Genomic DNA, 24,274 nt, shown 5'->3' on the forward strand with positions numbered 1-24,274 from the left:
TATGGAACGTCCGGGCACGCTGACGGAAAGCGACGATAACCTGGCGGCAATCCGCGCCGCGGGCCGGCTCACCGTGTATGAACTGTTTGCCGAACAGGCCCTGCGGCAACCCGAAAAGACGGCCCTGAAAGACAAGACACGCAGCTTCAGCTACGGGACGACAAGGCGGCGCGTCGACGCCCTGGCGAGCCGCCTGGAAAGCGCAGGGGTCCGGTCCGGTGATCGCATAGCGGTGCTGTCGGAGAACCGCATAGAGTACATCGAGCTGCACCTTGCGGCGGCGCGCCTCGGCGCGATCGTTGCGTGCCAGAACTGGCGGTTGCGCGGGGCGGAGCTGGAGCACTGCATCGGCCTGGTGACGCCGGGACTGCTGCTCTACTCGCCGCGCTTCGCAGAAACGGGCACCGCCCTCGCGGAGCAGTTCGGCATCGCCGCCCTTTCCCTTGGGGAAGACTACGACGCCTGGATCGAAGAACCCGCGGGTGCGTTACCGCCGCCGGCGCAGGACATCGAGGCGGGGTTGTTGATCCTCTACACCAGCGGCACCACCGGCCCCGCCAAGGCAGCCCTGATCAGCCAGCGCGCTATCATCGCGCGGATGACCTTGCTGCAGACCGATCTCGACGTGGAGCCCGAGGACGGCTTCCTGGCCTGGTCACCGATGTTCCACATGGGCGGCACGGAGCACAGCATCTCGACGCTTGCCATGGGCGGGACCGTCTACGTGGCCGACGGCTTCGACATCGACTTCATCGTCGAGACCATCGGTACCGCGCGGCTCGGGTGGCTGATACTGGTGCCTGCGACCATCGAGCGCCTGCTCGAGGCGCTCGACGCGACCGGCACGGAGCCCGTCGGTATCAAGCGAGTGGGCGCAATGGCAGACCTGCTGCCCAAGGCACAGGTAGCCGCTGTCAGCCAGCGGCTCCGATCGCCTTTCCTGAACACCTTCGGTGCCACGGAGACCGGCATCGCACCCGCCTCGCGCGGTGTCATCGCGCCGGGCGTCGTGCCCACGAGCCTGTCCAAGTCGTTGAACTCCCTCTGCGCGCTCCGCCTGGTCGATACCGAGGGGCAGGAGGTGGCTGACGGCAGCCCGGGCGAGGCGATGGTCAAGGGGCCGACCCTGTTCAGCGGCTACTGGAACAACCCGGAGACCAACGCCCGGGACTTCGCCGGCGGCTGGTTCCGCATGGGCGACCTGTTCACTCGAAATGCAGATGGCACAGTCGATTTCGTCGGCAGGGCGAAATACCTGATCAAGTCCGGGGGCGAGAACATTTATCCAGCCGAGATCGAAGGTGTACTGCTCGCCGATGCCCGGGTGCGCGACGCCATCGTGGTCTCCGCGCCGGACGAGAAGTGGGGGGAAGTGCCGGTCGCCGTCCTGGCCAGCGACGTCGCTGACAGCGATGACCTGACCCGGGAACTGCTCTCGCGCTGCCGGGAGGAACTGGCCGGCTACAAGGTACCAAAGGCCCTGCATTTCATCGACTTCGACGAACTCCCGCGCAGCTCATCGGGAAAGATCGTGCGCGAAGACGTGGAGCGCTGGCTGGCGGAGCGGTCTAGCTGAACCTGCCCGCGAACAGCGGGAAACTCACCCCCAGGGCCCAGGCCAGGGCCAGCCCCAGGCCGATCCCCGCGCCGAGAGGGCCCGCGCGCTGCGCGACCCAGCGGCCCATGAGGCCGTGCACGCAGAAGAAGAGCAGTACCACCGGCAGCACCAGCAGCACGAAGCCCAGCCGCTCCTGGTCGAGAAGCGCGGCCAGCGACAGCGACAGGAGCAGCGCGAAGCGCGCGAGCACCCGGCGCCAGAGCCTGCCGTGCCCCGCGTCCGTGGCGACCGCATCGGCCACCAGGAAGAGGACGGCCCCGGGCGCCAGCGCGGCGATCACCGCCCAGCGCTCGCCGCTGGGCAGGAAGCTGGCGGCGTAGCGGTCCAGCGCCAGGCCGAACAGGCCCACCCCCCAGAGCAGGAGCAGCGCCACGGCGCGGCCGCTGGCGCGGCTGCCCGCGAGCGGTGAGCGGCGAAGCAATGCCAGCTGCACTACGCCGTAAAGGGCGAGGTGCAGCGCGAGGTAGTCGGCGACCAGCACGGGCAGGAACGGCCGGTAACCGGTCACGGCAACGAGCGGTACCAGCAGCGCCGGCACCGCCACCGCCAGCAGGAAGCGCCCCGCCGTGACCTCGGCCGGCGGTGGCAACGGCTCGGGCAGCCACCCCGCCACCGGCCGGAAAGCGAGCACGATGGCGGCGAGGAGGACGAGAATCCAGGCGCCGGTCGGCCGCACGGCAGGATCGGCGTCGTTGCCGAAGGCGTCGTCGAGCCAGCGGGTGGTCTCCTCGAGGGTGGTCTCGCTGTAAAGCACGCCGAGGTGCTCCCGCCCCGGGGCGACGGCCGCGCGGCGCCGCACCTGCCCGGACGTGACGGTCTCGTTCTCCACCGCGCCCGCATCGACCTGGCGCGCGGCATCCAGCGCCACGGCGCGCAGGCGACCCTCCCACTCGCCGCCCACCATGAGCAGGCGTTCCGGGGCCGAAGCGGTCATGGCCTCGGAGAACATGGATACGGCGACCACGGCGTCCACGCGCGGGTCGGCAAAGGCAGCCCGCACCACGATGTCGCTGGCCATGGAGTGGCCGAGGAGCGCCACCCGGCCGTCGCTTTCCGCGAGGGCCAGCCCGGCGTCGATCACGCGCCGCAGCTCTGCCACCAGCAGGCGCGTCGTACCGTCGATGGCGGTGACGTCCCCGGACATGGGCAGCGGGTTGCGGCCGTGGCCCTCGGAGTCGTAGGCGAGGACGGTGTAACCGGCTCGGGCGAGGTGGTAGGAAATGGCCTGCATGAGCTGCCGGGACCCGGCAAAGCCGTGGGCCACGACCACCAGCGGCGCGGGGCCCTCGCGATCGCGCGCCAGGTAGACCGTCGCCGGCGTGTCACCGGCGGCGAGCGGCCGGGTCTCGATTCCCTGCCTGGCCTGCTCCAGCTGCCAGAGCGCAGCCAGCGCGAGCACCACGGCGAGCAGCAGCCAGGCGACCGGGTGGCGACGGGGGTCGAAGCGACGGAGAACCGACATGCAGCGATTGTAGCGGCGCCCTGCGCTATAGTGTCAGCCTTTTTCTTACCAGGATGCCCGTGACACAAGCTGCCGAAGCCCCCGGCGAGCGTCGCTCCGCGTTCGCGGAACCGCGCTTTGCCCGCTACTTTCCCTCCAGCCTGTTCTCCACCCTCGGCAGCTGGATCGTGCGCTTCCTGGTGGGCTACAGCGCCTGGGCGCTGACCGGCAGCGCCTTCTGGGTCGGGGTGGTCGCGGGCCTCATGCTGGCCCCGACCTTCCTGCTGTCGCCGCTCTTCGGAATCCTCGCCGAGCGCATCAATCCCCGCAACGGCATCATGGCCACGCTCGCCGTGCACGCGCTCATCGCCCTCGCCGCCGGCACCGCCGAGGCCCTCGGCCTGCTCACGCTGCCCGCGCTGCTGGTACTGGCCACGACCCTGGGCGCCGCGACCGCCGCGCATACGCCGATCCGCCTCGCCCTGGTACCGCGGCTCGTCGGCCGCAATGCCCTGCCGAGCGCCATCGGCATCTCGGCGATGACCTTCAACACTGCGCGCATCCTCGGCCCCGCGGCCGGCGCCTGGCTCATCGCGCATTTTTCCGTGGCCGCGGCCTACACGGTGGCCGGCCTGCTCTTCGCCGGCGCGCTGCCGGTGCTCGCGGCCCTGCGCGACGTGGCGGCACCGCCGCCCCGGGCCGGCGGCAGCTTCGCCCGGCAGCTGCGAGAAGGCGTGGCCTATGTCCGGAACAGCCCGGGCATGCGGCTGATCTTCGCCTTCACGCTGCTCAACGGGCTCCTCGGGCGCACCGTCATCGAGCTCCTTCCGGCGCTGAACGGGCAGCTCCTCGGCGGTGACTCCACCACCCTGGCCACGCTCACCGCCAGCGCCGGCGCCGGGTCGATCGCCGGCGGCCTCATCGTCAGCCGCCAGAGCGGTCGCGAAACGCGGCTCCTCGGCCTCGTTGCCGGCGCCCTGGCCAGCGGTGGCCTGGCCCTGGGTCTCGCCCTCCTCCTCGACGGCCTGCCGGCGTTCTGCGGACTCATTGCGCTGGTCAGCCTCATCACGACCATGGCGGGAACCGGTAGCCAGGCCCTCGCGCAGCTGACCGTGGACGAGGCCTTCCGCGGCCGCGTGCTCAGCCTGTGGACCGTGATCGCCATGGGCGCACCGGCGCTCGGCGGCCTGCTCATGGGCATGGCCGCGGACCGCCTCGGCTTTCCGCTCGTGCTCACCGCCTTCGGCGGCACCGGGGCCGTTGTCGCGCTGCTGCTGTTCCGCCGCCGGGACGCACTGCTCAGCGGCTGACCGGCCCGGCGCCCTGCGCCTCCCCCGCCCCGAAGACTGTTTCCAGGAGGAACGGGTCGTCGAAGTGGCGCCGGCCGAGAAAGGCGGTGGCCCGGCGGCCGCGCTCGCGCATGGCACCCGGCGAGCGCACGCCGCTGGGCCAGAGGAACCAGCGCTCCCCGCGCGCGGTGCCCGGCACCAGCCCGCCCGGGTCGAACAGGCTGCGCTCGCCGCCGGGCCCGGCAACGCGATACAGCGCTTCCCGGTCGAGGACGCGGTAGCGCTGCCCGCCGGCCGGCGGCGCCGGCCAGGCCCGCTCGAGGTAATGGCTCCCGGCAGCCAGGAACAGGTGCATGCGCTCTCCCGGCCCGGGCGGCTCCAGCGCCGGCAGGACCAGCGGCGGCTCGGGCAGTGACCCGAGGTCCGGCGAGGGGCGCAGGTCGCCCACGGGGAACAGCAGGTGATAACAGCCGCAGGCATGGACGCTGTCGTAAGCCAGGGGTGCGCCGGCCTCGTCCAGCGTCACCCGCCAGATCACGCCATCCAGCGCGCCCGCCAGCGGGTCGAGCGCGCCCTCCGCCGGCCGCGCGCCGAACCAGGCCAGGTAGTTGAGCTGCAGCCGCGGCGAGCCGCGGAAGCGGGTTATGGTCGGGTAGCGATAAACCGTCGGCGCCCCGGCGATGACAGTCGGTCCGTCGCGCGTGTGTCGCGGGACGCCCGGGCGGTCCGCGGCGCTGGCGGTCGCCACGACCCAGACCGGCGCGTGCCGGTCGAGGAGTGCCGACAGCCGGGCCGCGGAGGGCACCGGCAGACCCAGCGCATCGCGCGGCACCACCCCGGCGACGGCTTCGCCCGCGGCCGCGGGCGCGTAGCGCTCCAGCGGCAGTCCGCCGGCGAGTGCGTCGCGCGGCAGCTGCCAGCGCGCCCGCACGGCGTCGTGCCAGCGCAGCACCCCGGCGCGCAGGCCGATGGCGGCGAGCGGATAAAGCCCGAGGATCCGGGCGCCGGTGCTGTATTCGTCTGCCACCACGGCGCGCTCGGCGAGCAGCGCGAGGCGCTCGGGCGACCCGCGGTCCCGCGCCAGCAGGCGGTCCCGGCACGCCGCCGTGGCGGCCGCGAGACCGGCCGGCCAGCCCGCCGCGAGACGATCGCGCTCGGCCGGCGGCAGCAGGCCCAGCTCCGTGTCCCGCGCCCGCTCGTCTTCGTCGGCCAGCCGCGCCAGCCACGCCTCGGCCCGCAGCGGGTCCTGCGCGGCGTCGCGATAGCTGGAAAGCAGGCGGGTGACACGGAGGTAGGGGAAGCCCGCGACGCGATGGGGGTGGGAGCGCCCCACCCGCGCCGCCTCGACGGCGTGATCCTGCGTCGCAAACAGGGCTTCGCAGCGGGCGAGCGCGTCGCCCGGCGCGGGCCGGGGGCCGCCCTGGCAGGCCGCCAGCAGCAGCAGGCCGGCGGCAAGGCCCGGTCGCAGGCTGTGCTGTTTCATCGCTCGTCGTCCTTTCACCCGCTCCTGCGGGGAGCTTGCCATGGCGTCGGCGACCCTGTCGCCCTGCAGCGCCCGCGCAGCACTGGTAAAGTACGCGTCTTTTTCCGGCCTTAGCCGGCCTGCCTCCAACCGCTGCCCGAGAGCCGCCGCCATGGAACCGCAACACGCGCCCAGCCTCACCTTCGCGGACTGCCGCGCGGGTTTCTGGCGGATGATGCCCATTTCCACCTTCGTGTTCGTGTTCGGTCTCGCCCTGGGCCTCGCCGCCCGGGAGACGGGCCTCGCCGAGGTGGAGATCATCGTCATGAGCGCGGTCGTCTTTGCCGGTACGGCGCAGTTCGCCGCCCTCGACCTGTGGGGCGCGCAGGTGCCGCTGCTACCGCTGCTGGCGACGACCCTGGCCATCAACGGCCGCATGCTGCTCATGGGCGCCACCCTCTACCCCTGGCTGCGGCTGCTGCCCCCGGGGCGTCGCTACGGCGCCGTCGCCCTGCTCTCGGACGCCAACTGGGCGATGAACCTGAACGACCTGCAGCACGACCGGAACAACCTGGGCATCCTCGTCGGCGGCGGCTTTGCCCTGTGGACGACCTGGCAGGCCGGGACCGTCGCCGGGCTGCTGCTCGGCGCGGGCATTCCCGAGCCCGCCACCTTCGGCCTCGACATGGTCATGGGCTGCTTCATGCTGACCATGGTGCTGGTCGGCAAGCGCAACCTGCGCCGGGCCGTGACCTGGGTCGCCGCGGGCGTCACCGCCTATGCCGCCTGGCGCTGGCTGCCGCCGAATACCCACGTGATCCTCGGCGCGCTCGCCGGCGGCATCGTCGGCGCCCTGTGGCTGGAGCGCGCCCCGTCATGATGGCCACGGACGGCAGCGGCGCGCTCATCATCTGCCTGCTCATGGGGCTGGTGACCCTCGGCACGCGCCTCGGCGGCGTGTTCATCACCTCCCTGGTGCCGCTGCGGCCGCGGGTCCGCGGTTTCATCGACGGCATGTCGGGCGCCGTGCTGATAGCGGTGGTCGTCCCCGTTGCCCTCGAGGCGGACCTCGCGGGCCGCTTGGCCCTGGCGGCCACGGCGGTCCTCATGCTGCTGCTGGGCCGCCCCATGCCCGCCATCGCGGCGGGCATCGCCACCGCGGCGCTGCTGCGCGCCGCCGGGCTGGGGAGCTGACCTACGCGGCTGCCGCCGCGCTTGAGTCGCACAGGCAGCTGCCTCGGGCAAGCTGCTACACTTCATGACGATGCGACCGATGTGCGCAAGGAGAATCCCATGATGCCGGGCACGCGCCCTCGCCTCAGCATGCTGGCGATCCTGCTCGGCGCCGCACTTCTCTGCCTCGGCCCACTGCTGGCGCCTGCGCAGAACAGCGCGCCGCGGGGTGACGTGCTCACCGTGGACGGTGCCATCGGCCCGGCGACCGTAGACTACCTGTTGCGCGGCATCGCCAGCGCGGACGATGCCGGCGCTAGCCTCGTGGTCATCAAGCTGGACACGCCCGGCGGGCTCATGGAGGCCACCCGGGACCTGATCCAGGGCATCCTCGCGGCGCCCGTGCCGGTGGTGACCTGGGTCGCCCCCTCCGGCGCCCGTGCCGCGAGCGCGGGTACCTACATCCTCCTCGCCAGCCACGTGGCGGCCATGGCGCCGGCCACGCACCTGGGCTCGGCAACGCCGGTGCAGATCGGCGGCATGCCGGGCATGCCTTCCGAGGCGGAGGACCCGAATGCCCCCGAGGGCGGCAAGTCGGCGATGGAGCGCAAGGTCCTCGAGGACGCGGTGAGCTACATCCGCGAGCTGGCCGAGCGCCACGGCCGCAACGCCGACTGGGCCGAACGCGCCGTCCGCGAGGCAGCCAACCTCGGCGCCGGCGAAGCGCTGGAAGCCGGCGTGATCGACCTCGTCGCCAGCGGCCGCGCGGAGCTGCTCGACAAGCTCGACGGCCGCACGGTGTCCATGGCCGGCGGCGAGCGCACGCTGTCGACGGCCGGCATGGTCCTCGTGGACCGCGAGCCCGGCTGGCGCACGCAGCTCCTGTCGGTGATCACCGACCCGAACATCGCCTACCTGCTGATGCTCATCGGCTTCTACGGCATCTTCTTCGAGCTCGCCAACCCCGGCAGCCTCGTGCCCGGCGTCATCGGCGCCACCTGCCTGCTGCTGGCGCTGTTCGCCTTCCAGGTGCTGTCGGTGAACTACGCCGGCCTCGCCCTCATCTTCCTGGGCCTCGCCTTCATCATCGGCGAGGCCTTCGTACCCAGCTTCGGGGTTCTCGGCATCGGCGGCCTGGTCGCCTTCGTCGCCGGCTCCGTGATCCTCATGGACGGCAGCAACCGGGCCGTGTCCCTGCCCACGGTGGGCGGCATCGCGGCCATCGGTGCGGGTTTCCTGCTCTGGGCGGTCACCCGGCTCGTGGCCTTCCGCAAGCGGGCGCCGGTGGTGGGCAGCGAACAGGTCACCGCGGAGCGGGCCGTGGCGCTGGACGATTTCGAGCCGGCGGAACGCGGTTACGCCGGGCACGTACGCATGAACGGCGAGCGCTGGCGTGCGACCAGTGACAGCCCCGTCGCCGCCGGTGACACACTCACCGTCACCGCGCTGGAGGGGCTCACGGTCGCCGTGGCACCGGCCGGCAACACCCACTGATCGACTAGCGCGAACACTCGCGGAGGTTAGGCACCATGGAACAGATCGTCCCCTATATCGCACCGATCCTCGTACTGTTTGCGATCCTCGCCTCGGCGATCAAGATCGTGCCCGAGTACGAGCGCGGTGTCGTGTTCTTCCTCGGCCGCTTCCAGGGCGTAAAGGGCCCCGGGCTCATCATCGTCATCCCGGTGATCCAGCAGTTCATCCGGGTGGACCTGCGGGTGATCACGCTGGACGTGCCAAGCCAGGACGTCATCTCCCAGGACAACGTCACCGTGCATGTGAACGCCGTGCTCTATTTCCGGGTCGTGGACCCGGAGCGGGCGATCATCCGCGTCGAGGATTACAACGCGGCCACCAGCCAGCTCGCCCAGACCACGCTGCGCTCGGTGCTCGGCAAGCACGACCTCGACGAGATGCTGTCGGAGCGCGACAAGCTCAACAACGACGTGCAGGAAATCATCGACGCACAGACGGAAGAATGGGGCATCAAGGTCGCCAACGTGGAAATCAAGCAGGTGGACCTCGACGAATCCATGATCCGCGCCATCGGCCGCCAGGCCGAGGCGGAACGGGAACGGCGCGCCAAGGTCATCCACGCCGAGGGCGAACTGCAGGCCTCGCAGAAGCTCGTCGAGGCGGCACAGGTCATGGCCGCCAGTTCCGGCGCCATGCAGCTGCGCTACCTGCAGACGCTCTCGGACATGAGCAACCGCAATTCCTCGACCATCGTCTTTCCCATGCCCATCGAGATGATGCGCGGCTTGATGAAGGGCCTGGGCGACGCACCGGCAGACTCGCGGGACAGCTAGGCCGACCTTCGGTGCGCGGCGGCGGTCCGGTATACTGCCGCCCCCCGACACCGGAACCTTCCCATGGCAAGCCAGCGACTGCCGGCGGCGGTCTACCTGCTCATGGCCGTGCAGGCCCTGTCGTTGTGCACGGCGCCGCTCTTCTTCCTCACCGGCGGCATCGTCGGCGATGCCCTGGCCCCGCGGCCGGCCCTCGCCACGCTGCCCGTCGCCTGCATCATCGTGGCCACCGCGCTGACCGTGGTACCGGTCACGCGCGCCATGCGCCGCTTCGGTCGCAAGCGCGTGTTCCTCGCCGGCGCCGTATTCAACGCCGCGGGCGCGCTCCTCGCCGCCGGCGCGCTGGCTGCGGCCAGCTTCAGCCTGTTCTGCCTCGCGGGCGCCGCCGCGGGCGTGAGTATCGCCGTTGCCCAGCAATACCGCTTCGCAGCCATCGAAACCGTGCCACCGGCGCTCGCCGGCAAGGCCACGGCGCGCGTACTCCTCGCCGGCCTTGCCGCGGCCTGGCTCGGCCCGGAACTGGTGACCTGGGGCGCCTTCGCGGAGGCCCTGCCGCTGGCGGCCGGGGCCCGGCCCAGCCACGGCGCCTTCGTGGGCGGCTTCCTGTTGCTCGCCGGCATCGCGGCAGCGGTCGCCCTGCTGGTCGCCGCCGGCTACCGCAATGTCCCGGCACCCGACGCGGAAAGCCGCGGGAATGCCCGGCCCCTGCGCACCCTCCTGGCCAGCCCGCTCCTGCGCCTTGCGATCATCGCAGCGGCCATGGGCTACGCGATGATGAGTTTCATGATGACCGCCACACCGCTCAGCATGCACAGCATCGACGGCCACTCCCTGGCGGAGACCAAGTGGGTCATCCAGTCGCACATCATGGCCATGTTCGCGCCGTCGCTGTTCTCCGGCTGGCTGATCACCCGGCTCGGCCACCGCCGCATGATCACCCTCGGCATTCTCGCCTACCTGGCCTGTCTCGCGATCGCCGCCTCCGGGCAGCACCTCATGCACTACTGGTGGGCGCTGGTGCTCCTGGGTGTCGGCTGGAACTTCCTGTTCGTGACCGGGACCGCCCTGCTGCCGCAGTGCCACGCACCGGCCGAGCGCTTCCGGGTGCAGAGCCTGAACGAGTTCGCGGTGTTCGGTTGCCAGGCCGTCGCGGCCCTCGCCTCCGGCTGGGTGATCAACGGCTTCGGCTGGCCCGCGCTGGTATGGCTGTCGGCCGGCATGGTCGCCGCCGTCCTCGCGGCCCTCTGGCAGGCCCGGGACGCGGAACCCGATATTGCGACAGACCCCGTCTAGGTGATCTCGGCGTTGTAGACGCGGTCGAAGATCCCGGCGAAACGCTCGAGGTCCTCGAGCCGGCCCATGCTGATGCGCGACCAGGTCCGGTAGGGGCCGTAAACGCCGCGAATGAGAACGCCCTCTGCCTTCATCGCCGCCTGGAAGGCATCGGCATCGCGGCCGATGTCCGCATAGATGAAGTTGGCTTCCGTGGGCAGGTAGCGCACCCGGTTGCGCCGGAGCGTCTCCTGCACCAGCGAGCGTCCCTCCGCCACCATGCGCCGGGAGTGCTGCAGGAAAGCCCGGTCTTCGTAGCTCGCCAGGGCGCCGGCGTAAGCCACGCTGGAAGGGAAGGACATCACGTGCTGGCGCAGCGTTTCCGCGAGCACCGGCGGCGCCATGGCGTAGCCGATGCGCAGCCCCGCGAGCCCGTGGATCTTCGAGAAGGTGCGGGTCACGATCACGTTGTGCCCTGCCTGCACCCGGTGCAGCATGCTCTGCGCCGCCGGGTCTGCCGCCAGCTCGTTGTACGCCTCGTCGATGAGGACCACGGCGCGGGGTGCGACGCGGTCGATGAACGCCTCGAGCTGCTCCCGCGGCAGGGCCAGCCCCGTCGGGTTGTTGGGGTTGCACAGGTAGACCAGGGACACGCCGTCGTCCACCGCCGCCGCCATCGCATCGAGATCGATCTGCAGGTCGTCGGCCAGCGGTACGCGCTGCACGCTGACGCCGAGGCGCTCCGCGTAGCGCAGCTGGATATCGAAGGTGACCGCCGGGGCGACGATGCGTCCCGCCCTGCCCCAGGCCAGGCAGGCCGCATTGAGCGCCTCCGAAGACCCCGAACTCACGACCACCGCTTCCTCGTCGAGATCGTTGGCAGCGGCAATGCGCCCGATCAGCTCGCCACGCTCCGGGCCCGGGTAGTAGGCGCCGCGCGACGCCGCCGTTCTCATGGCTGCCAGCGCCGCAGGCGACGGCCCGTAGGGATTCTCGTTGGCGATGAGGCGGATGCCCGCGCCCAGCGCCGGCGGCGCGCCGGCCGCCAGGCTGCGCAGGGGCCCGGAGGCGAGGGCGCCGGCGGCGAGGCCGGCAAGCAGTTGGCGGCGGTGCAGGGTGGGTGGCGGCATGGCGGGCTCCTCGGTGCTGACCCCGCCCAGTATAGCCGCGGCCGGGCGGGGTGCTGTACGCTCTTCTCTCCACGTCGATTACGAGTACGCCCATGCCTGCCCTTCCCCGCACCGCCCTGACCTCTGCCCTTGTCTCTGTCCTCTCGCTGGGCGCCGCCCTTGTCGGCAGCGGCGCGAGCGCTGCCGACCTGGACGCCAGCGTCACCGCCGTGACGCCGAAGGTGGTCGCCTGGCGCCGGGATATCCACGCCCACCCGGAGCTCGGCAACCGCGAGTTCCGCACCGCCGCGCTGGTGGCGGAGCACCTGGAGGCGCTGGGCATGGAAGTGCGCACGGGCATCGCCCACACCGGCGTGGTGGGCGTTCTGCGCGGCGGCGACGGCCCCGTGGTCGCCCTGCGTGCCGACATGGACGCACTGCCGGTCACCGAGCAGGTCGACCTGCCCTTCGCCTCGAAGGTGACCACGGAATACAACGGCGAGGAGATGGGCGTCATGCACGCCTGCGGCCACGACAACCACGTGGCCATCCTCATGGGCGTGGCGGAGATTCTGGCCGGCCTCGGCGAGGAGCTGCCGGGGACGGTGCTGTTCCTGTTCCAGCCCGCCGAGGAAGGTGCGCCCGAGGGCGAGGAAGGCGGCGCCGAGCTGATGCTGCGCGAGGGCGCCTTCGCAGACCCGGTGCCGGAGGCCGTTTTCGGCCTGCACGTCTTCCCCATGCCCGTGGGCGTGATCGCGAGCAGGCCCGAGGGCATCATGGCCTCCGCGGACCGCTTCACGATCACCGTGAACGGTACCCAGACCCACGGCGCCATGCCCTGGATGGGTGTCGACCCGGTGGTGGCCGCCAGCCAGGTCGTGCTCGGCCTGCAGACGATCCCCGCCCGGCAGCTCGATGCCACGCTCACACCGTCGGTCGTGAGCGTAGGCCGCATCGAGGGCGGGGTGCGCAACAACATCATTCCGGAGACCGTGGAGCTGGAGGGCACGATCCGCACTTTCGATGCGGACACGCGGACCGATATCCACCGCCGCATCGAGGCCACGGCAACGCACATCGCCGAGAGCGCGGGCGCCACGGCGGATGTCGCCGTGGACCTCGGCTACCCGGTGACCCGCAACGATCCCGCGCTCTACCGGCGCATGGCAACGACCCTGCAGCGCGTGGCCGGCCCGGGCTACGTCGAGGCGCGCCCGGTGACCGGGGCGGAGGACTTTTCCTACCTGGCCGAGGCGGTGCCCGGCCTGTTCTTCTTCCTCGGCGTCGCCCCCGAAGACCCGGCGCTGGTCGCCCCGAACCACTCTCCGCGCTTTTATGCCGATGAACGGGCCCTGCCCCTGGGCGTGAAGGCCCTCACCGAACTCACGCTCGACTATCTCGCCGGCGCACCCTAGGCCACCGCTAGAGCCGCTCGAAGTCAGCGTACTCGGAGAAACGCAGCCGGCCGCCGCCGTCGAGGTCGCAGCTCACGCTGCGCCGGTTGATGCGGCGCACGGTGCCGACGTAGTCCCGGTCCCGGCCGCGCAGGCGCACCCGGTCGCCCACGGCGAGCGCCGCATAGGCCCGCTGCCGCGCGTTGCGCCGGGCCTGCTCTTCATCGCCGGGCTCGCGGAAGCCGAGCGGCAGCCCCGCGATCCCCGCCCGCTCGACCAGCCGCCGATACAGGCGCTCGCCGTCGCCGTCCTCGTGGAGCTCGCCGAGGGCGCGGTAGAAGGCGGCGTTGTGCACACTGCCGGCCCGCCGCTGGCCGCGGACCGCCTGCAGCAGGTGCGCGAACTCGTGCAGCGCCGTGTGCGCGAGCGTATGCGCCGGTGATACACGGCCACCGAACCAGCCGAAGCGCTCAAGCTCGCGGCTCGTGGACCATACCCGCGAGTGCTCCCGGTCGTACTTGTCCTGCACCATGCGCCGGCCGTAGGTGATTTCCAGCCGGCCATCCGGGTAATGGCGCAGGCAGGTCTGGCGGCCGCTGCCGACGCGGGCGCGATAGCGGTGCCAGGGCGCCTCGCGGGCAAGGCGCGCGGCCCGCGGCGCATAGAGGAACTCGTCGGTCAGTTCGCAGAGCAGCCCCGCCAGGGCTCCGGCCTCCTCCAGGGGCAGGCTCACGGCGCCGGGGACTCGAGCAGGAAGGTGACCGGGCCGTCGTTGACCAGGCTCACCTGCATGTCGGCACCGAACTCGCCTGCCGCCACCGGGCCGTGCTGGCTGCGCAGCCAGGCGAGGCATTCGCCGTACAGCGCCTCGGCCTGCGCAGGCGGCAGCGCCGAGGAAAAGCTCGGTCGCAGGCCGCGGCCCGTGTCGGCCGAGAGCGTGAACTGGGACACCAGCAGCACGCCGCCGCCGCTGTCGACCACGCTGCGGTTCATGCGGCCGGCGTCGTCGGCGAAGACCCGGTAGCGCAGGACACGGGACAGCAGGCGCTCCGCCACCGCCAGGTCGTCGCCCCGGTCGAGGCCCAGGAACACCAGCAGGCCCGGGCCGATGCGGCCCACTTCGCGGCCATCGACGCTGACGGCCGCCCAGGCCACGCGCTGCAGCAGTGCCTTCATCCGACCGCCGGCACGCTCAGAGGATCTTGCCGGGGTTGAGGATGCCCCGCGGGTCCAGCGTCTCTTTCAGGTGGCGCATGAGCGCGAGCTCGGCGGGGGAGCGCGAGAGCCCGAGCCAGGGCTTCTTCTCCAGGCCGATGCCGTGCTCGGCGGAGACGGAGCCGCCCACGGCCTCGAGCGGTTCGTAGACCACCTGCTCCACCTTCGGCCGCAAGCGCTCGTAGTACTCCGGCGCCACCTGCACGATCACGTGCAGGTTGCCGTCGCCGAGGTGGCCGAAGATGAACAGCCAGTGTTCACCGACGGCCGCCTCCAGCGCCGCCGGCAAGGCCTGCGTGTATGCCTCCATGGCCCCCACGGGCAGCGAGACATCGAAGATCACCGGCAGGCCGCCGTGCATCGTCTGCTCGACATCGTCACGCAGGGCCCAGAAGGCCTGGCAATCGGCCTCGGACTGCGCCACCGCCGCATCGGCGATGAGCCCGGCCTCGAACGCGCCCTCGAGCGCGTGCTGGAAGCGGGCCTCGTCCAGCTCCCGCGACGCGCCCTGGCTCTCCAGGAGCACGTAGTAGGGGTAGTCCTGCGCCACCGGCGGCCGCCCCTTCGCCGGCGGCGAGGTCACCAGGCGGTAGAAGTCCTGCCACAGGGCCTCGAAGGCGGAGAGGGAACCGCCGAGGCCGTGGTCCATGTGCTTGAGGAGGGCCGCGACCTTGTCGAACTCCTCGACGGCGACCAGCGCCATGGACCGGGTGGCGGGCTTTTCCCGCAGCCGCAGCACGAGGCGGGTAATCACTCCGAGGGTGCCCTCGGAGCCGATGAACAGCTGCTTGAGGTCGTAGCCAGTGTTGTTCTTGATCAGGTGGTTCATGGACGAGACCACGGTGCCGTCGGCGAGCACCGCCTCGAGGCCCAGCACCATGTCGCGCATCATCCCGTAGCGGATCACCCGGTTGCCGCCGGCGTTGGTCGCCGCGTTGCCGCCGAGGGTGGCGGTGCCCCGGGCACCGAGGTCCAGCGGGAAAAGCAGCCCCTGCGCGTCGACGGCCTCCTCAAGCGCCTGCAGGGTCACCCCCGCCTGCACCGTGGCCGTGCGCTGCCGCGGGTCGATGGCCTCGATAGCGCGCATCCGTTCCAGGGAGAGGATCAACTGCTCCGGCGCCGCGTCCGCACCGTGCACCAGCCCCGTCAGCCCGCCCTGGGCGACCACGGCCACGCCGTGCTCGTTGCACCAGGCGAGCACCCGGGCCACTTCGTCCGTGTTCCGCGGCCGCACCAGGGCCCCGGCTTCCAGGTGGTCCGCCCGCCAGATACCCGCGGAGCGCTCCGCCACGGCCTCGGCCGGGAGATAACCGCCCGCATCCACCAGGTCGCGGAGTTGCTCGAGCTTCGCCATGCTGCGCCCGTCCCTTCTATCGACGGGGCTTACGCTAGCAGATTGCGGCACAAGTGAGCAGTCACTTCGCGTTTCCGCGGAAACGCGCTTTTCCCGCCCTGCCGGCGTCGGATGAACACTGATGACGGTGGCGCAGGGCACCCACTGCGGTACCATGCGGGGCGCGCCGGCCCGAGGACCCCTGCCATGAAACGACTGCTCACCAGCCTGGCCCTGGCCGCCCTGCTCACGGCCTGCGGCCAGCCGGGGACCCCCGCGGGAGACCCGCCCGAGGACCCCGGCGCCGACGCCGACGCCGGCCCCTTCGAGCTTGACCGCTCCCTGCTCGCGGTGGAGCGAAGCTTTCCGGACTATTTCCTCGCCCACAAGGACTACTTCACCCCGCACGTGAGCCAGGTCGGCGAGACCCCCGTGTGGCTGCTGCGCAACCTCGGCGGCTGGGCCGCGAACAGCATCGTCATCGAGGGTCCCGAGGGGCTCGTGGTCTACGATACGGGGGTGAACCGGGCCCACGGTCGACTGCTCGCGAAGGCCATCGCCAACCTGAGCGACAAGCCCATCGCCGCCATCGTCTACTCGCACCACCACGTGGACCACGTTTCCGGCACGGACCAGCTCGTGGACCCCGCCCGGGTGGCCACCGGCGAGCTGCCGGTCTACGCCTGGCACAACTTCCCCGCCGAGTACCGCGACGAGAACGAGGTCGTGGGGCCCATCATGGGTCTCCGCGCCATGTACATGTTCGGCGCCGCACTCCCGGCCGAGGAGAACGTCCACCAGGGCTGCTGCGGCCGGCAGTTCGTCGGCGGCAGCCGCGGCTACGTGCCGCCGAACCGGCTGGTCGAGGCCGACGGGCGCTTCAGCGCCGGCGGCGTCGACTTCGAGCTGTTCCACACCGGCGGTGAGGCGGCCAGCGAGATCGGGCTGTACCTGCCGGCGCACCGCGTCGTCCTCCTCGGCGACGAGCTCTACCCGGCGCTCGCCAACCTGTACACGATCCGCGGCGCCAAGTTCCGCGATGCACAGAAGTGGGCCGCCGCCGGCCGCAGGGCCCTGGAGTTCGACGTGGAGTACCTCCTCGGCACGCACCTGCCGGGACCCATCGTCGGCCGGGAGGCCATTGCGTCCGTCGTGGAGACCCACGGAGACGCGATTCTCTACCTGCATGACCAGGCCGTGCGCTTCATGCTCAAGGGCGAGACGCCAGACCAGCTGAGCGCGCGCTTCCAGGCGCTGCCTGAGTTCCTCGACCGCGACCCCTACACCCGCGCCATGTACGGCACGCCGCAGTACAACGCGGCCCAGCAGTTCGTCGGCTACCTCGGCGTGCATGAAGGCGACGCGACCCAGTTCCGGCGCACGGCACCCGCCGAGCGCGGCCGGCGCCTCGTCGAGCTCATGGGCGGGCGCGACCGGGTCCTGCGCAAGGCCCAGGCGGCTCTCGCCGAGGGCGACCCGCAGTGGTGCGCCGAGCTCACCACCCTGGTCCTGCGCCGGGACGCGGCCGACGAGGACGCGCGGCTGCTCAAGGCCGCCGCCCTGCGCACCCTCGGCTACGCCGAGACCAACCCGCAGTGGCGCAACTGGTACCTGACCGGCGCCGGCGAGCTCGATGGCAGCATCGACCCTGAAGACCTCGCGAAAACGATCAGCGACATCGCTCGCGGCAGCGACCTGCCCATCCCGGTGCTCCTCGACGCCATGCGCTACCGCGTCGCCGCCGAGCGCATCGGCGACCGCCGCCTGCAGGTCGCCTTCGTGCTCGAGGACAGCGGCGACGCCTACCTGCTGACCCTTCGCAATGCCGTCCTGCACCGCGACGACGCCCCCTCCGCCGAGGCGCTGGCCGGCGCCGGCGCTACCCTCACGCTGGAAAGCGACAAGCTGAAGAAGGTACTTCTCGGCGAAGCGGACCTGCGCTGGGCCCTGTTGACCGGCGGCGCCGAGCTCAGCGGTGACGCAGACGCCCTGCGCGACTTCTTCGACGCCCTGGAGCGCGGCATCCCCGCGGTGGCCTTCCACAGCCAATGAGTGCCGCCCGCGACACCCTGCAGGCGGTCTTCGGCTACGACAGCTTCCGGCCGCCGCAGGAGACCATCGTCGACACGCTGCTGGCCGGGGGCGATGCGCTGGTCATCATGCCCACCGGCGGCGGCAAATCCCTGTGCTACCAGCTGCCGGCGCTGGTGCGCCCGGGCTGCGGGGTCGTGGTCTCACCGCTCATCGCGCTCATGCAGGACCAGGTCGACGGCCTCCGCGAACTGGGCGTGCGCGCCGCCTACCTGAACTCCAGCCTCGACCCGGCAAGCGCCGCGGCGGTGGAGCGCGCCCTGCGCGACGGCGAGCTCGACCTGCTCTACGTGGCCCCGGAGCGGCTGCTGCAGCCGCGGACCCAGGCCCTGCTCGACGAAGCGACCATCGCCCTCTTCGCCATCGACGAGGCCCACTGCGTATCCCAGTGGGGGCACGACTTCCGCGCCGACTACCTCGAGCTCAGCATCCTGGCCGAGCGCTTCCCGGGGGTGCCGCGCATCGCCCTCACGGCCACGGCGGACGCGCGCACCCGCGGCGAGATCGCCCGCCGCCTGGGCCTCGAGGAGGCCCGCCAGTTCATCGCCAGCTTCGACCGCCCCAACATCCGCTACCGCATCGCCTTGAAGGAAAACCCCCGGCAGCAACTGCTGCGCTTTCTGCGCGAGGAGCACCCGCGGGACGCCGGCATCGTCTACTGCCTGTCCCGGCGCAAGGTGGACGAGACCGCACGCTGGCTGCGCCAGCAGGGCTTTGACGCCCTGCCCTACCACGCCGGCCTCGACAGTACCGAGCGCGCCGCCAACCAGGCCCGCTTCCTGCGCGAGGAGGGGCTGGTCATGGTCGCCACCATCGCCTTCGGCATGGGCATCGACAAGCCGGACGTGCGCTTCGTGGCGCACCTGGACCTGCCGAAGACCGTCGAAGCCTACTACCAGGAGACCGGCCGCGCCGGCCGCGACGGGCTGCCGGCCGACGCCTGGCTGGTCTACGGCCTGCAGGACGTGATGAAGCTCAGGCAGATGATGGATACGTCACAGGGCAGCGAGGAGCACAAGCGCGCCGAGCAGCAGCGGCTGAACGCCATGCTCGGCCTGTGCGAGATCACCGGCTGCCGCCGGCAGGCCCTGCTCGGCTACTTCGGCGAGGAGCTCGCCGAGCCCTGCGGCAACTGCGACACCTGCCTGGAGCCGGTGGATACCTGGGACGGCACCGAGGCGGCGCGCATGGCCCTGTCGGCCGTCTACCGCACGGGCCAGCGCTTCGGTGTGGGTCACCTGGTGGACGTGCTCCGGGGCGTCGACAGCGACAAGGTGCGGCAGTTCGCCCACGACAACCTGCCCACCTTCGGCGTCGGCAGTGCCCTGGACGTGAACCAGTGGCGCAGCGTGTTCCGCCAGCTGGTGGCCAGCGCCTACCTCGCCGTGGACCTCGAACGCTACGGCGCCCTGCGCCTGCGCGAGAAGGCCCGGCCGCTACTGAAGGGCGAGGAGAACCTGCCGCTGCGGCGCGACAGCCGCGCCGCCGGCGGGGCCGCCCGGCGCAGGGCCGCGCCGCCCCCGGTGCCCGAGGGCGACCTCGACCCGGCGCTGTGGGAGGCGCTGCGCAGCTGCCGCAAGGCACTGGCCCGGGAACAGGGCGTGCCCCCCTACGTCATCTTCCACGACCGCACGCTGCAGGCCCTGGCCCTGGAGCAGCCCCGGGACCTGGACGCCTTCGGCGCCATCAGCGGCGTGGGCGAGCGCAAGCGGGAGAAATACGGGCCGGCTTTCCTGGCGGTCCTTGCGGCGCACCGGGAGGGTGTCCCGGCCACGGAAGACGGCTAGGCGAGCACCAGCACCAGGAACAGCGCCAGGCCCGCGCCGAAGGAAACGGTGGTGTTGCGAACGAGCCGCGGTGCGGTCAGCCCCAGCCAGAGGCCGCTGAGGATGATGAAGACCATGCCGAGGGCGAAGATCTTCTGGAAGGTTTTGAAGACCGTCGGGCCGTGGCCCTTGTGCAGCTCGATCATGCGCGCCTGCAGGTCCGGCTCGCGCTTCACGATGTCCACGGTGGGCCCCGTCGCATCGACGAGATAGTGGGTGCGCGAGGTCGGCCGGGTATAGGCCCGCTTGCCGCTCTGGCGCACGTACTCGAAGTCGAAATCCCCCACGCCGGCGTCCGCAAGCAGCGCCTGCATGTCGGCCTTGCTCAGGGCCTCCAGCGACCCGCGCCCGGCCTTCGGCAACGAAGTGACCACGGTCTCGGCCGTCTCCCCCTTCACGCCGATCAGGTAAAGCCCGCCGCTGATGGCCACGAGGAGCACCGCGGCGGCGAAGAAGGACGACAGGTACAGGTGGATGGTGATGAAAAGGCGGCGGTTCATGGCAAAGTCTCCGGAAAAAGCGCCGCCATCATAGCCGATGGCGGCGCGACATCAATCCGGCATTTGACGGGCGGGCCCCGGCAGGGCGCCATCGGCGGCGCCGGTGGGCTCCGCCGCGGTGCCCTGGGGCTCCGGGGCCAGCTTTGAGGCCAGCACCCGGTAGGCCGCCGGCACCATGAACAGGGACAGGAAAGAGCCCACGAGCATGCCGCCGATCACCGCCAGGCCCAGGGGGACGCGGCTCTGCGCGCCGGCGCCGAGGGCCAGCGCGATCGGCAGCGTGCCGAACACCGTCGACATGGTGGTCATCAGGATGGGCCGGAAGCGGGCCGCCGCGGCATCTTCCACCGCCTCGGCGATGGACAGGCCGGCGGCGCGGCGCTGGTTGGCGAACTCGACGATGAGAATGCCGTTCTTGGTCACCAGGCCGATGAGCATGATCAGGCCGATCTGCGAGAAGATGTTCAGCGTCTGGCCGAAGTACCACAGGGCGAGCAGCCCGCCGGTGATGGCCAGCGGCACGGTCAGCATGATCGCCAGCGGGTCGCGGAAGCTCTCGAACTGCGCGGCAAGGACCAGGTAGATGAGGAGCAGCGCCAGGCCGAAGACAAAGACCAGGCTGCTGCCCGTCTCCACGAGCTCCCGCGACTCGCCGTCGAGGTCGGTGCTGAAACTGTCGTCGAGCACCGCTTCACCCACCGCGCGCATGGCGTCCACGCCCTCCCCGAGGGTATAGCCCGGCGCGAGGTTGGCGGAGAAGGTCGCGGCCGTGAAGCGGTTGAAGCGATAGAGTACCGGCGCCGAGCTCTGCTCGCGGCGGGTAACGAGGTTATCGACCGGGATCAGCGTGCCCGCGGCATCGCGCACCAGCAGCCGCGACAGGTCGCCGGGATCGTTGCGCGCGTCCCGGAGCATCTGGCCGATGATCTCGTACTGCTCTCCATCCTTGAGGAAATAGCCATAGCGCTGCCCGGATAGCGAGGCCTGCACGACATCGGCAATCTCCCGGGCACTGACCCCCAGGGCGTCGCTGCGGGTACGGTCGATCTCGAGGACCAGCTCGGGCTGGTTGAACTTGAGGTCGACCTGCACGAAGCTGAATTCCGGTCGCGAGCGGGCTTCTTCGAGGAAACGGGGGATGACCTCGCGGACCTTCTCGAGGTCCGAGTTCTGCACCACGAACTGCACCGGCAGGCCGCGGCCACCGGTATTGATGGTGGCCGGCTGGCGCACGAAGGTGCGCACGCTGCTCACTTCCGACAGCCCCTGCTCGAGCAGGGGCACGATCTCCTGCTGTGAGAGTTCCCGCTCTTCGGCATCCTTGAGAATCACCCGGGAGAAACCCGTGTTGGTCGTCGTCGACGCGCCGAAGCCCGGGGAGGTCACGGTAATGGTCGCCTCGAGCACGTCGCCGATGGCCCGGCGCACCGCCTGGTCGACCTCCTTCATGGCGTCGAACATGTAATCGAAGCCCGCCCCCTGCGGCCCGTCGGCATTGAGCACGAGCATCCCGCGGTCCTCCAGGGGCGCCAGCTCCTCCGGCAGCGCGCGGTAGAGCACGGTGATGAGCGCGGCGCAGGCGAGGATGACCAGCGGCGCGAGCCAGCGCCGGGCAAGGAATCCGCGCAGGGCGGCGCGGTAGCGCTCTGCCATGCCGTCGAACAGTGGCTCCGTGGCGCGGTAGAAGGCCGGGTGCCGGGCGCGGTTCTTGAGCAGCCGGCTGCAGAGCATGGGCGCAAGGGTCAGGGCAACGAAGGAGGAAATCACCACCGCCGCCGCGAGGGTGACACCGAACTCCCGGAACAGCACCCCGGTGAGGCCGCCGAGGAAGATCAGCGGCGCGAACACGGCCACCAGCGCGAGCGTGGTCGCGATGATGGCGAAGAAGATCTCCTTCACGCCGGCAAAGCCCGCTTCCCGCGGCGGCTCGCCGCGCTCCACGCGCTTGTAGATGTTCTCCACGACAACGATCGCGTCGTCCACCACCAGGCCGATGGCCAGCACCAGCCCGAGGAGCGTCAGCACGTTGATGGAGAAGCCGGCGAGGTAAAGCACGAAGAAGGTGCCGGTCAGGGCGATGGGGATGGTGACCAGCGGGATCAGCGTCGTCCGCCATTCGCGCAGGAACAGGTAGATGGTGATGCAGACCAGCAGCAGCGCCACGAAAAGCGTCTGGATCACTTCCTGGATCGACGCGCGGATGAAGCGGCTCATGTCGAAGCCGATAGCCGTTTTCACGTCCGGCGGCAGGTCGCGCTTGATGATCTCCAGCCGGCGGTAGAACTCGTCGGCGATGGCGATCTCGTTGGCGCCGCTCTGCGGCCGCAGCACCAGGCCGACCATGGTCACACCGTCGCGGCGCAGCACCGTGCGCTCGTTGAGCGGGGCCAGCTCCGCATAGCCCACGTCGCGGAAGCGCACCACGTTGTCGCCGTCGCGCTTGATGACCCGGTCGTTGAACTCCCGCGGGTCGTCGCCGAGACGGCTCAACGTGCGGATGTTGAGGTCGATGCTGTCACCCTCGACCCGGCCGGTGGGCAGCTCGACGTTGGCAGCGCGGAAGGCCTCGCGCACATCGATGGCCGTGAGGCCATGCGCCGCCAGGGCGTCCGCGTCCATGCGCAGACGCATGGAATACTCCTTGTCGCCCCAGATCTGCACGCGCCCGACACCCTTGATGGTCTCGAAACGGGCCTTGAACAGGTTGTCGGCGATGGCGGAGAGCTCGAGGAGGCTGCGCTGCTCACTGCTGATGTTGAGGAAGACGATCGGGTCCCCCTCTGCGTCGGCCTTCTCCACCGTCGGCGCTTCCGCGTCCTCGGGCAGGCGCTGCATGGCGGCCGCGACCCGGTCGCGGACATCGTTGGCCGCGCGGTCGAGGTCGTCGCCGAGCTCGAACTCCACGGTGACCGTGCTCCGACCCTCCCGGCTCACCGCCTTCATGCTGCGGATACCGGATACCGAGTTGATCTCTTCCTCCAGCGGCTCGGTGATCTGGTTCTCGATCACCGTCGCGTTGGCGCCGGGGTAACTCGCCTGGACGCTGACGATCGGCCGCTCCGCGAGGGGGAACTCGCGCACCGGCAGGTCGCGCAGGCCGATGAAACCGAAAACGACGATGACGATCGACAGCACGATCGCCAGCACGGGACGCTGGATCGACAGTTCGTGGAGGCGCATCAGCCGACGTCCGGGATGTTGCGGACATCGACCGCCTGGCCGTCGCGGACGCCCTGGATCCCGGAAGTGATGACCTCGTCACCGGGCTTCAGGCCGCGCAGGATCTCGACCTGCGCCGCGCTGCGCTCCCCCGTCTCGACGGTGCGGCGCACCGCCACCCCGTTCTCGACAGTGAACACGCTGATCGCCTCGAGGCTCTGCAGCACGGCCATGCTCGGCACCAGCAGCGCATCGGGGTTGCGGCTGATGAGCTCTACCCGGGCGTAGTTGCCCGGCAGCAGCTTACGCTGCGGGTTGGCGACGTCGGCGCGTACGGTGAGCGTGCGCGTGGCCACGTCGACGCGGGGGCTGATCGCCCGCACCCGCGCCGTGAACGGGTCCTCGTAGCCGGCCACGTAGAGCGTGAGCTCCGTGTCCGGGTTGACCAGGGTGCGGTAGCGTTCGGGCACGCTGAAGTCGACCTTGAGGTCGCTGACGGTCTGCAGCGTGGTAATCAGGGTGTCTGCCTCGATGAGGTCGCCCGGGCTCACCTGGCGCAGCCCGAGGGTACCCGCGAAGGGCGCGACGATGCGGGTCTTCTCCAGGCGCACCCGCAGGCGGCGCGCCTCGGCGCGCAGCACCTCGCGGCGGCTGACCGCATCGTCGCGCTCGCTGGCCGTGACCGAGCCGCGCTCGAAGAGGCTTTGCAGGCGCTCCGCGTTGGTTTCTGCAAGGGCGAGCTGCTCGCGCACGGACTCGAGCTCCGCCGCCAGTTCGCCGGACTCGATGGTGACGATGGGATCGCCGGCCTCCACCTGCTGGCCGTCGGTGAAGGCGATGCGGTCGATCTTGCCGCGCAGTTCGCTCTTGATGTCGATGGCCTTGTCCGCCAACAGAGTCCCGTTGAAGGTCAGCGTGCTCTCGAAGGGCTGGGGCGCCAGGCGAACGGTGCGCACTGCCGGCGCGGCTTTCGAGGCCGCGGGAGCCGCTGCTTCTTCGCGCAGCAGCGGTGCGACCTTGGGCCAGGCAACGAGGCCGGCGACCGCGAGGACGGCGAGGCCTGCGAGGATATTCTTCATGGTC

Annotated in this window: 19 protein-coding genes; 10 read left to right on the forward strand and 9 right to left on the reverse strand. The window is 70.9% G+C overall.

Annotation, left to right across the window (positions count from 1 at the left end; translation table 11 throughout):
* Position 1 precedes the first annotated feature (1 nt).
* On the forward strand, positions 2 to 1,576 hold the full coding sequence (locus RKE50_RS15330; RefSeq protein WP_350037775.1) for a class I adenylate-forming enzyme family protein: 1,575 nt from the start codon (positions 2 to 4) through the stop codon (positions 1,574 to 1,576).
* Here RKE50_RS15330 and RKE50_RS15335 read toward each other — a convergent pair.
* A complete protein-coding gene (locus RKE50_RS15335) occupies positions 1,569 to 3,080 on the reverse strand; it encodes an alpha/beta hydrolase (RefSeq protein ID WP_350037777.1) in 1,512 nt (503 codons plus the stop codon). The genes RKE50_RS15330 and RKE50_RS15335 overlap by 8 nt on opposite strands.
* A 59-nt stretch (positions 3,081 to 3,139) precedes the next feature.
* Between RKE50_RS15335 and RKE50_RS15340 the strand changes: the two genes are divergently transcribed.
* Positions 3,140 to 4,369, forward strand: coding sequence for an MFS transporter (locus tag RKE50_RS15340; RefSeq protein WP_350037779.1), 1,230 nt, complete (start codon positions 3,140 to 3,142; stop codon positions 4,367 to 4,369).
* On the opposite strand, the gene RKE50_RS15345 is transcribed toward RKE50_RS15340, so the two are convergent.
* Positions 4,359 to 5,831, reverse strand: a complete 1,473-nt coding sequence (locus RKE50_RS15345) for a hypothetical protein (RefSeq protein WP_350037781.1) — start codon at positions 5,829 to 5,831, stop codon at positions 4,359 to 4,361. The two genes, RKE50_RS15340 and RKE50_RS15345, sit on opposite strands and share 11 nt — an antisense overlap.
* A 151-nt stretch (positions 5,832 to 5,982) precedes the next feature.
* On the opposite strand from RKE50_RS15345, the gene RKE50_RS15350 reads away from it, so the two are divergent.
* The 5 genes from RKE50_RS15350 (at position 5,983) to RKE50_RS15370 (ending at position 10,585) form a co-directional block, all read left to right on the forward strand.
* On the forward strand, positions 5,983 to 6,690 hold the full coding sequence (locus RKE50_RS15350; RefSeq protein WP_350037783.1) for an AzlC family ABC transporter permease: 708 nt from the start codon (positions 5,983 to 5,985) through the stop codon (positions 6,688 to 6,690).
* Complete coding sequence (locus RKE50_RS15355; protein WP_350037785.1) at positions 6,687 to 7,004, forward strand: AzlD family protein; 318 nt, start codon at positions 6,687 to 6,689, stop codon at positions 7,002 to 7,004. Before RKE50_RS15350 ends, RKE50_RS15355 begins: the two co-directional genes overlap by 4 nt.
* 99 nt (positions 7,005 to 7,103) lie before the next feature.
* Complete coding sequence (locus tag RKE50_RS15360; protein WP_350037787.1) at positions 7,104 to 8,477, forward strand: NfeD family protein; 1,374 nt, start codon at positions 7,104 to 7,106, stop codon at positions 8,475 to 8,477.
* Positions 8,478 to 8,512: 35 nt separating this feature from the next.
* Positions 8,513 to 9,292, forward strand: coding sequence for a slipin family protein (locus tag RKE50_RS15365; RefSeq protein ID WP_350037789.1), 780 nt, complete (start codon positions 8,513 to 8,515; stop codon positions 9,290 to 9,292).
* Between the two features lie 63 nt (positions 9,293 to 9,355).
* Entirely contained in the window at positions 9,356 to 10,585 is a 1,230-nt protein-coding gene (locus RKE50_RS15370) for an MFS transporter (RefSeq protein WP_350037791.1), read from the forward strand.
* Here RKE50_RS15370 and RKE50_RS15375 read toward each other — a convergent pair.
* Positions 10,582 to 11,694 (reverse strand): pyridoxal phosphate-dependent aminotransferase, encoded by a 1,113-nt coding sequence (locus tag RKE50_RS15375; RefSeq protein WP_350037793.1) that lies wholly within the window; start codon positions 11,692 to 11,694, stop codon positions 10,582 to 10,584. The two genes, RKE50_RS15370 and RKE50_RS15375, sit on opposite strands and share 4 nt — an antisense overlap.
* A gap of 92 nt (positions 11,695 to 11,786) precedes the next feature.
* On the opposite strand from RKE50_RS15375, the gene RKE50_RS15380 reads away from it, so the two are divergent.
* The gene (locus tag RKE50_RS15380; protein WP_350037795.1) at positions 11,787 to 13,088 is read left to right on the forward strand and encodes an amidohydrolase; all 1,302 of its coding nucleotides are present in this window, start codon (positions 11,787 to 11,789) and stop codon (positions 13,086 to 13,088) included.
* 7 nt (positions 13,089 to 13,095) lie between these two features.
* On the opposite strand, the gene RKE50_RS15385 is transcribed toward RKE50_RS15380, so the two are convergent.
* From RKE50_RS15385 to RKE50_RS15395, 3 genes are read right to left on the reverse strand one after another with little or no spacing between them, the layout of a single operon-like run.
* A complete protein-coding gene (locus RKE50_RS15385; protein WP_350037797.1) occupies positions 13,096 to 13,800 on the reverse strand; it encodes a hypothetical protein in 705 nt (234 codons plus the stop codon).
* Positions 13,797 to 14,243 (reverse strand): D-aminoacyl-tRNA deacylase, encoded by a 447-nt coding sequence (gene dtd / locus RKE50_RS15390; RefSeq protein WP_350037799.1) that lies wholly within the window; start codon positions 14,241 to 14,243, stop codon positions 13,797 to 13,799. The genes RKE50_RS15385 and dtd overlap by 4 nt, the downstream gene beginning before the upstream one ends.
* A 16-nt stretch (positions 14,244 to 14,259) precedes the next feature.
* A complete protein-coding gene (locus RKE50_RS15395; protein ID WP_350037801.1) occupies positions 14,260 to 15,636 on the reverse strand; it encodes an FAD-binding oxidoreductase in 1,377 nt (458 codons plus the stop codon).
* Positions 15,637 to 15,822: 186 nt separating this feature from the next.
* Between RKE50_RS15395 and RKE50_RS15400 the strand changes: the two genes are divergently transcribed.
* On the forward strand, positions 15,823 to 17,667 hold the full coding sequence (locus RKE50_RS15400; protein ID WP_350037802.1) for an alkyl sulfatase dimerization domain-containing protein: 1,845 nt from the start codon (positions 15,823 to 15,825) through the stop codon (positions 17,665 to 17,667).
* The gene (gene recQ / locus RKE50_RS15405) at positions 17,664 to 19,493 is read left to right on the forward strand and encodes a DNA helicase RecQ (protein ID WP_350037804.1); all 1,830 of its coding nucleotides are present in this window, start codon (positions 17,664 to 17,666) and stop codon (positions 19,491 to 19,493) included. Before RKE50_RS15400 ends, recQ begins: the two co-directional genes overlap by 4 nt.
* On the opposite strand, the gene RKE50_RS15410 is transcribed toward recQ, so the two are convergent.
* Genes RKE50_RS15410 through RKE50_RS15420 form a run of 3 tightly spaced genes read right to left on the reverse strand, consistent with a single transcriptional unit; the run spans position 19,490 to position 24,270 of the window.
* Positions 19,490 to 20,032 (reverse strand): PepSY domain-containing protein, encoded by a 543-nt coding sequence (locus RKE50_RS15410; protein WP_350037806.1) that lies wholly within the window; start codon positions 20,030 to 20,032, stop codon positions 19,490 to 19,492. The two genes, recQ and RKE50_RS15410, sit on opposite strands and share 4 nt — an antisense overlap.
* Before the next feature lie 51 nt (positions 20,033 to 20,083).
* Positions 20,084 to 23,212: an efflux RND transporter permease subunit gene (locus tag RKE50_RS15415; protein WP_350037808.1), complete on the reverse strand. Its 3,129-nt coding sequence runs from the start codon at positions 23,210 to 23,212 to the stop codon at positions 20,084 to 20,086.
* Positions 23,212 to 24,270 carry an efflux RND transporter periplasmic adaptor subunit gene (locus tag RKE50_RS15420; RefSeq protein ID WP_350037810.1) on the reverse strand — a complete coding sequence of 353 codons (1,059 nt, stop codon included), beginning with the start codon at positions 24,268 to 24,270 and terminating at the stop codon, positions 23,212 to 23,214. The genes RKE50_RS15415 and RKE50_RS15420 overlap by 1 nt, the downstream gene beginning before the upstream one ends.
* Positions 24,271 to 24,274: the final 4 nt, after the last annotated feature.

It is taken from the genome of Pseudohaliea sp. (assembly GCF_040217025.1).
Lineage (GTDB): Bacteria > Pseudomonadota > Gammaproteobacteria > Pseudomonadales > Halieaceae > Pseudohaliea.